We start from the raw sequence: 3,085 nt of genomic DNA on the forward strand, positions 1-3,085 counted from the left end.
CGATGGCATCAGCGCGGTGTACCTGTTACACCGCAGTGCCTGCATCGCGGGCAAGCCACGCTCCCACAGGTTATGTATTGGGCATAAAAAACCGGGCGACCGTGAGGTCGCCCGGTTCTTGTGGGACAGGTTACAGATGCGATTCGGCGTATTCGGCCAGAATCGAGCGTGGCACCCCTTGCAGGGTGATGTGTACACCGTTGGGGAAGTCCTTGAAGCGCTCGGTCAAGTACGTCAGCCCGGAGCTTGTCGCGGACAGGTAAGGGGTATCGATCTGTGCCAGGTTGCCCAGGCACACCACTTTGGAACCGGCGCCGGCACGAGTGATGATGGTTTTCATTTGGTGCGGCGTAAGGTTCTGGCATTCATCGATCAGGATCAGACTCTGCTGGAAGCTGCGGCCTCGGATGTAGTTGAGGGATTTGAACTGCAACGGCACTTTGCTGAGGATGTAGTCGACGCTGCCATGGGTGTTTTCGTCGTCCATGTGCAGCGCTTCGAGGTTGTCGGTGATGGCGCCGAGCCAAGGCTCCATTTTTTCCGCTTCGGTGCCGGGCAGGAAACCGATTTCCTGGTCGAGCCCCTGCACGCTGCGGGTGGCGATGATGCGCCGGTAGCGTTTGCTGACCATGGTCTGCTCGATGGCCGCCGCCAGGGCCAGGATGGTTTTACCGGAACCGGCCGCGCCGGACAGGTTGACCAGGTGAATGTCCGGATCAAGCAAGGCATACAGCGCCAGGCTCTGATAGATGTCACGCGGTTTCAGGCCCCAGGCTTCCTGGTGCAACAGAGGCTCCTGATGCAGGTCGAGGATCAGCAACTTGTCGACCTGGATTTCCTTGATCCAGCCAACAAAGCCCTGTTCGTCGATGATGAACTCGTTGACGTGTACCGCAGGCAGGTTGTCGATCAGCTGCACCTGGTGCCAGGTGCGACCATGATCCTGCCGGGTTTCGACTTTGCTCACCCGATCCCAGAAGGAACCGGTCATGTTGTGATAACCGTTGGGCAGCAACGAAACGTCGTCGACCAGTTGGTCGGTGCTGTAGTCCTCGGCCGCAATCCCGCAAGCCCGGGCCTTGAGGCGCATGTTGATGTCTTTTGTGACCAGCACCACGGGCAGTTTTGCATCGCGTGCGCGCAGGTCGATCAACTGGTTGATGATGATGTTGTCGTTCAGATGCTCGGGCAGAATGATGTTCGGCTCAGTGCGCTTGCTCATCAGAATTGACAGCAACCCCTTGGGCCCACTCTTGCCGCGCTGGATCGGTACGCCGAGTTCGACGTCTTCGGGGCTGGCATCGCCCAACGTCTTGTCGATCAGGCGAATCGCCTGGCGGCATTCCGCGGCAACGCTGTGATGCCCGCTCTTGAGCTTGTCCAGCTCTTCAAGCACGGTCATCGGGATGGCGACGTGGTGTTCTTCGAAATTAAGCAGGGCGTTTGGATCGTGAATCAATACGTTGGTATCGAGTACATAAAGGATTGGCTGGTTGGAAGAAGGGCTACGTCCGTGATCATCCATACTCGGTCACCTTTGTGGGAGCCAGTCGACGCAATACCATAACGGTGCTGCGCCTCGAAGTGGCCGCCGAATTCACCTGCGAGGAGTCAAGTGAACTGCACACAAACTGGGGTCTTGGGAGACGCCACCTGTGTTGCAGGTTTCGGCGGTCTGTCTTCGTAATACTCCAAAACATGTGACAGAAAAAAGCACTTTGACGTTTTTTTGAAGTTTATTTTTCAGAGTGACGAATAGCCCTTGGCGTGCAGGCAATGTGCCGTTAAAGTCGGAAGTCCGCCTGCACCGATTTCTCTGCAAAAATCGCCCTTCACCCAATGTTTTCGGCCTTTTGCCGTTTCAGCGAAACGCATCCTGACAGTCTGCCCAACCGATCCCGCTTGGCGCCGTTTGCGTAATGAGCCAGGGCATCGCCGTTTTCAGCGCATCCTGCTTCACATTGAAATTGATCACCCCGTGCCGCCACAGCAACATCAGGGTCAATACCCGTTGTGCGCTCTGGCTGCCCTTGAGCTTGCCGGCGCCGTCCTGGGCATCGATGTCCCACAATGCCACCTGCAAGCCCTGAGATTTGAAGAAGCCCTCGGCATCGGATCGACGCTGCCCCTCGGGCGGGCGAAACAGCGGCACGTAATTCTCCGGCAGCTTGCCTTTGACCAACTCGACGCTGCGTCGCACCGAGTCCTGCCAGTCTTGCCAGTGGCTGTGGGAGCGAAACTCCCAGCCTTGCACGCCAACGCATTGCTGCGAATAAGTCCCTTGCAGGCTGGCCACCGAACGATCGGCCAGGCGGGCCTGGATGTCCTTGCCGAGGACGAAGAACGTAGCGCTCATGTTGGATTTGCGCAGGTACTCGGTGACCCAGGCGGTGTTATCTGGCGTGGCATTGGCGGCGCTGTCGAAGGTCAGCAGGAACAGACGATCATTCATGGCCTCGCCATTGCGCTCATAGTCGCCAAAACGATCGACTTCGCTGCTGGTCTGCGGGAACAGCGCGGCCTTGCGCAGCTGCTCGTCCAGGTACTGGGCGTGGAACAACCGGCTTGGCTCGGCCCATTTGATGTAATAGCTGTCATCGCTCACCTGAAACTTGGCCGCTTGCTCGCGCAGGGTGGCCATGTCCTCGACCAGGAAACAGAAGGAGGCATCCTGATCGCAACTCTGCTGGGCGAAGTTGTAATTGGTCAGCAAACGCTGCCACAGGCGTTGGCGCAGTTGGTTGACCGACTCCAGATTGAGGGTGCGCAGGCCCAGGCGTTGAGCCAGGCTCGCTTCATCCAGCGATTCACTGGCCAGCAGAACCCGGGCAAACATGAGGATTTCGGCCCGCGAGGCGACGTCAAACAGCGTCGGGCTGCTGAGCTGCTCAGGCCAGGTGCCGCGATCCAGCGTCGCCACATCGCCCGGCGCGGCGATGGCGCCAAAACTCAAGAGCCAGGCCGAGAATAGAAAAACGATACGCAAAGGGATGTCTCCATAACAAAACCCGCGCGGCACTCAGAGCGCTCAGCAGTTGACCTGCGAAGCCTTGCGACTTGGCCGCAGCCATACGGTCGTCAGCTG

The 3,085-nt window shown here is 58.4% G+C and carries 2 protein-coding genes and 1 pseudogene; 1 reads left to right on the forward strand and 2 read right to left on the reverse strand.

What is annotated here, in order from left to right:
* Positions 1-130 precede the first annotated feature (130 nt).
* Positions 131-1,525 carry a PhoH family protein gene (locus AC1RQB_RS28165; RefSeq protein WP_007896403.1) on the reverse strand — a complete coding sequence of 465 codons (1,395 nt, stop codon included), beginning with the start codon at positions 1,523-1,525 and terminating at the stop codon, positions 131-133.
* 336 nt (positions 1,526-1,861) lie between these two features.
* Complete coding sequence (locus AC1RQB_RS28170) at positions 1,862-2,986, reverse strand: polysaccharide deacetylase family protein (RefSeq protein WP_008070438.1); 1,125 nt, start codon at positions 2,984-2,986, stop codon at positions 1,862-1,864.
* A gap of 22 nt (positions 2,987-3,008) precedes the next feature.
* On the opposite strand from AC1RQB_RS28170, the pseudogene AC1RQB_RS28175 reads away from it, so the two are divergent.
* Positions 3,009-3,085: pseudogene (locus AC1RQB_RS28175) on the forward strand (SOS-induced cell division inhibitor SulA); the annotation flags it as partial.

The organism is Pseudomonas sp. GW822-FHT02E03 (genome assembly GCF_058802325.1).